We start from the raw sequence: 4,835 nt of genomic DNA, 5'->3' as shown, positions 1-4,835 counted from the left end.
GACCACTACGGGGCAGTTGCCTTCTACCAGAGCCAGCGATCGAGGTGAACGGCCCATAGTTGGTCGTTGGAGTCGCCGACTGCGGCCGGGTCGAATTCGCCCAGTTCACCCTTGAGGCGCTCCAGTTCGGCCAGTACGTCGTCCTCCTCGTGCGAGTCGGGGTCGAGCAGGAGGTCGCTGGTCTCTGTTCGGAGCCCGTAGTGGTGCAGGCACTGGACCCACAGGACCACGGAGGAGTTCGCGTGGCGGGACACCCCGTGCGCTCCGACGTGATGGACGAACCCGGTCCCGGGCTCTGCTCCGAAGAGCCCCCAGACTCTGTTGGGGAAGAGGGGATCCCAGAACTCGGTAAGGGGATACAGCGGGTTGCCGCTGTCCGTCCGGATCATCGGACGGTTGGTGTCGCGCAGACACGTACGCGACACGAGGTAGGAGAGGTGCGGTACGCCCACCGTCGTCAGGACGGCCTTGTCCGCGTCCGGCAGATCCCAGTCACGGATAACGTCCGGGTCGGCACGTTCCACGTGCTCCTCTCCGGCCCATCCGCACAGATCCTCGTACGCCAGGTCCTCGTAAAAGCGCGTCACTGAACTCCTCCGATAGCCGCTGATGCTGACCCCGTTCGCATCCTGTTGTACGCGGTCTCCAACGTGGAGCGGACAAAGTGTTTGTAGCACCGCAGGACTGCGGCGAGGCCGGGGAACGCCAGGGAGTTGCGAGGACGGTGGCTGGTCGGCCAGGAGGTGTGGTGCCCGCTACACCACGCCACCCCAAGCCCGTCAACCCCGGACGGAACGCCACCCTGTTTGCCCCCCCCGCGAGGCAGGCGCCGGCCGCGTCGCCACGGCCTCGCGCGCTCGTCAGGACGCTTGGATCGCTATGGAGGGCCGCCGTGCTCGCCGGGGTGACCTTGTGCGTGGCCGAGGTTGATGAAGATCGGCGATTCTGGCCCTGCCGCAGTTTCGTGAAGGCTCTCGGAGCGGTATGGGATGGCAGCGGCGGGCGGGCAGAATATTTTCGGGCCCCATGCCTCCGCGCGACTACTGTGCTGCTGGTGGATCGTCTTGACCGGAGAGGGGCTGAGTGGTGCTGACCACTTCGCACCCACCGTAGGTACCTCTGGAGAGTCCAGAGGGGCCTACGGAGGCTCTCGATGTCCAGAACCGTCCGCACGACTCCCAGGCGACTCCGCGTCCAAGAAGGTGCGTCGGAATCCATGTCCCTGTACGACCTGCGTTTTACGCACGCCGAACTGGCCCGGGCCGCCCGCGGAGGCCGTCGCCCTGCCCCTACGAAACTGCCGCACCGGATCACCTCCTGGCAGTGGATGGTGCTCTACTGCAGAGGCGGCTCCTTCTCGACCGAGATCGCCACGGCTGAAGGCCGGGCCCGACTTCAGGGACGACTCGAAGCGCAGCGGATCCGCGGACTGCACCGTGCCGGTCACGACCTTGACGACGCTGATATCCCTCCGACCCGCCACCGTCACGGCGGGCTCTGGAATGCCTGGTAGAGCGAAGCGCTCAGGGCTGGACGGCACCTGCGAGCACATGACGTGCCTGCGGCGGTGCGATCAGAGGGCTTGCACTTTCCTGCCCTCGTACGTGAGCGCTGATCACTACCAGACCGTTCACGAAACTGCGGGCAGAGCCGGATCCAAGACGCTCCATCAGCGCTCGGTCGGGTGGACGACGACGATCAGCGAGTCCGGCGGAGTCGTTCCTCGGCTTGGGCAGGAGTGTCGTAGTAGCCGGGCCGTGCGATGAGGACGGAGCTGAAGTAGTAGCCCTGCTCGTCCTCCGGTTCGTCATCAGCTTCGAAGGGACGCCAGAGGCTCAGCAGCAGATCCGGTGCGACGAACGAGGCCGGGTCGTCCGGGTCTTCCTTGACTTCGGTGTGTTCGCGCAGGACTTCGACGACCTTGCGGGCCGGTGAGGAGAACAGATCCCGACCGCGGAACGTCACCCGATCCGTTGTAACCGTCGGCCGTCCAAGTTCGACCGCTTCGAGGGCACCTCGCACGCAGTGAACGCTGATCGTCAACCCGCTCGGGCGGAAGACGTGTTGTCCCGGCCGGTCCGAATCCGACAGCGCGGAGAGATCGCGGAGCGAGTCCAGCACGGTGTTGGCAGCTTGCCGAGGCATGCCGATCTGCAGTGGTCCGACACCGGTAGGTGGATCAAGCTCGAAGTCCATGCGGGCATGATGCCAAAGCGCACTGTCAGCCTTGGCTGGGCTTCGGGTCGGTGAAGACGGCGAGGTAGCGGAAGTCGCCCCGAGGGCCGTCTTGCAGGGAGTACGGCTGCCAGGTTGAGGGGGTAGGTGCCGCGGAGGGTTCGGGTGTTCGGCTCGTAGTCGCCGCCGCCCCAGAGGAGTTGGCCTGCGAGGGCGCGGTCTTCGTGGATGCGGAAGTCGCGGTCCCGGGTGGGCTTGCTGCCCTCTTTCCGGGGTGTCCACAGGCCGGGCTCGTTCGTGATGAGGAGAGCCAGGACGTTCTGGTCGGGGCGGGCGAAGCGTTCGAGGCGGGCGATGTCGGAGACGAACCCGAGGCGGGCCAGGTCAGGGGCTGAGCGGGACTTCAGCGCGTACTGCTTCGGGGTGGCTCCGGCGGTGCCGGTCCACTTCGCCGTGCGGTACTTGAACTCGATGGCTGTGTGGGTCGACGGGCCGGTGCCTTCCTTGCCGTACTTCCAGCCGCGACTGGATCCCGGGGGCCAGCTCCCACAGGACTCGGGCGAAGCTGTGCTGGAAGTCCGCTTCGGAGTGGAAGGCTGGGCGGTTCTGCTGAAGCCGGGCCATGACCTCGGTCAGCGGTACCTCGCCGGCTATCAGGGGCTCGGAAGTCATCGCGGCCCCCGTCCCGGACGGATGCCGCTGCTCTCGCTGATCTGTCCCGCGCATACTTCCCCCACCCGGCCCGGAGAACGAATCCATGGGGACGGGGGGCGACGGTAGCGCCGTCACGGGGGCCGTCTCAGGCGTTCCGCCCACCTGTACCCCTCGCGCCCCAGGAGCCGGTTTCCGCACTCGGCTCCCAAATGGCTCCCAAGACGCCCCCGGGAACGACTCAGGGCCCCGATCCTCGGAAGGATCAGGGCCCTGACCTGCTGCTATACCGTCGGGGTGGCGGGATTTGAACCCACGGCCTCTTCGTCCCGAACGAAGCGCGCTACCAAGCTGCGCCACACCCCGGTGCAACGTGGATTACTCTAGCGGACCCGGAGCCGGAGGCGAAATCCGGTTTCGGGGGCGGCCGGGGGGAGAACGCGGAGGCCCGTGCGGCAGCCCTAGGTGAGGGTGAGGAGGGTGGCCTCGGGGGGGCAGGCGAAGCGGACCGGGGTGAAGCGGTTGGCGCCGCAGCCCGCGGAGACGTGGAGGTAGGAGGTGGAGCCGGTGGCGGTGTGGGTGGAGAGCCCCTTGACCCGGTCGGTGTCGAGGTCGCAGTTGGTGACGAGGGCACCGTAGAAGGGGATGCAGACCTGGCCGCCGTGGGTGTGGCCGGCGAGGATCAGGGGGTAGCGGTCGGCGGTGAAGGCGTCCAGGACCCGGAGGTAGGGGGCGTGGACGAGGGCGAGGTTGAAGTCGACGTCGGGGTCGGGGCCGCCGGCGACGGCTGCGTAGCGGTCGCGCTTGATGTGCGGGTCGTCCAGGCCGGTGAGGCCGAGCACGGCCCCGTTGTCGAGCTTGAGCCGGCCGCGGGTGTTGCTCAGACCGACCCAGCCGGCCGCGTCGAAGGCGTCGCGCAGGTCGCCCCAGGGGTTGCGGATGACGCCGTGGGCGCTGGTGCTCTTGCCGTTGAGCCCGTGCTGGCCGCGGGCCTTCTCGACCAGATAGCGGCCGGGGTTGCGGAATTTGGGGCCGTAGTAGTCGTTCGAGCCGAAGACGTACGTGCCGGGGAAGCGGAGCAGGGGGCCGAGGGCGTCGAGTACTTCGGGGACGGCGGTGGGGTCGGAGAGGTTGTCGCCGGTGTTCACCACGAGGTCGGGGCGCAGCCCGGCGAGGGACTGCAACCAGCGGCGCTTCTTGGTCTGGCCGGAGACCATGTGGATGTCGGACAACTGGAGGATGCGGATCGGCCGCATTCCCTCCGGCAGCACCGGCACCTCCACCCGGCGCAGGCGGAAGGACCGCGCCTCGAAACCTGCCGCGTAAGCCACGCAGGCCGCGCCTGCCGCCGTCACACCGAGGGGGATTCCGTATCGCGCGCGCATGCGTCCATCGTGTCAGAGTCGGCATCCCAGGTGTGCCGCTGGTACGGCTGCGGTACGACGGTACGACGACTACGGGAAGACCTTAGACCGGACGCGGTACGGCCTTACGTCCGCCGGGGTACAGCCTTACGTCGAACGAGGGACGGCGTACGACAGGCATGCGACAGGCATGCGACAGGCGTACGACGAGGCGTACGGAGCCACCCCGATCGCGCGGGAGCAGCCGCTGCGAGGTCAATACGGCGCACCCGCCGCGCCGGGGTGCGAAAATCGCCCTATGACCACGACCCTCAAGCAGCGACTGCACGACGACCTGATCGCCGCGATGAAGAGCCGCGACGAGCTGCGCTCGGCCACGATCCGGCTGACCCTCAGCGCCGTCACGAAGGAGGAGGTGGCGGGCACCACGGCCCGGCAGCTCTCCGACGACGAGGTGCTGAAGGTGATCGCCCGGGAGGCGAAGAAGCGCCGGGAGGCCGCGGAGGCGTTCGCGCAGGGCGGCCGGGAGCAGTCCGCGCAGCGGGAGCGGGAGGAGGGCGAGGTGCTGGCCGAGTACCTGCCCAAGCAGCTGGACGACGCGGAGCTGGCAGGGATCGTACGGTCGGCGATCGAGGAGTCGGGGGC

Annotated in this window: 5 protein-coding genes and 1 tRNA gene; 2 read left to right on the top strand and 4 right to left on the bottom strand. The window is 68.1% G+C overall.

The features are described 5' to 3' along the window. Positions 1–23: 23 nt before the first annotated feature. Positions 24–587 (bottom strand): SUKH-4 family immunity protein, encoded by a 564-nt coding sequence (locus AC13HU_RS32230; protein WP_483045522.1) that lies wholly within the window; start codon positions 585–587, stop codon positions 24–26. A 629-nt stretch (positions 588–1,216) separates the two neighbouring features. Between AC13HU_RS32230 and AC13HU_RS32225 the strand changes: the two genes are divergently transcribed. Then, on the top strand, positions 1,217–1,513 hold the full coding sequence (locus AC13HU_RS32225) for a hypothetical protein (protein ID WP_483045521.1): 297 nt from the start codon (positions 1,217–1,219) through the stop codon (positions 1,511–1,513). 185 nt (positions 1,514–1,698) lie between these two features. Here the strand turns inward: AC13HU_RS32225 and AC13HU_RS32220 are convergent, their stop codons facing one another. The 3 genes from AC13HU_RS32220 to AC13HU_RS32210 all read right to left on the bottom strand — a co-directional run bounded on the left by AC13HU_RS32220 (position 1,699) and on the right by AC13HU_RS32210 (position 4,211). Further along, positions 1,699–2,196, bottom strand: coding sequence for a hypothetical protein (locus tag AC13HU_RS32220; protein ID WP_483045520.1), 498 nt, complete (start codon positions 2,194–2,196; stop codon positions 1,699–1,701). A 922-nt stretch (positions 2,197–3,118) separates the two neighbouring features. Continuing rightward, a tRNA-Pro gene (locus AC13HU_RS32215) sits at positions 3,119–3,192 on the bottom strand. A 95-nt stretch (positions 3,193–3,287) separates the two neighbouring features. Then, complete coding sequence (locus AC13HU_RS32210; RefSeq protein WP_483045519.1) at positions 3,288–4,211, bottom strand: metallophosphoesterase; 924 nt, start codon at positions 4,209–4,211, stop codon at positions 3,288–3,290. A gap of 277 nt (positions 4,212–4,488) precedes the next feature. Between AC13HU_RS32210 and AC13HU_RS32205 the strand changes: the two genes are divergently transcribed. Further along, positions 4,489–4,835: GatB/YqeY domain-containing protein (locus AC13HU_RS32205; RefSeq protein WP_483045518.1), on the top strand; the 347-nt coding region annotated here is incomplete at its 3' end.

The sequence above is a fragment of the Streptomyces sp. NH27 genome (genome assembly GCF_056859195.1).
Note: the sequence above shows the minus strand (reverse complement) of the source record. Positions and strands in the feature narration are given on the sequence as shown.

Excerpts from the sequence above, each read along its gene's own strand:
- AC13HU_RS32225 (WP_483045521.1), top strand. The coding sequence starts at position 1,217 with ATGTCCCTGTACGACCTGCGTTTTACGCACGCCGAACTGGCCCGGGCC.
- AC13HU_RS32220 (WP_483045520.1), bottom strand. The coding sequence starts at position 2,196 with ATGGACTTCGAGCTTGATCCACCTACCGGTGTCGGACCACTGCAGATC.
- AC13HU_RS32210 (WP_483045519.1), bottom strand. The coding sequence starts at position 4,211 with ATGCGCGCGCGATACGGAATCCCCCTCGGTGTGACGGCGGCAGGCGCG.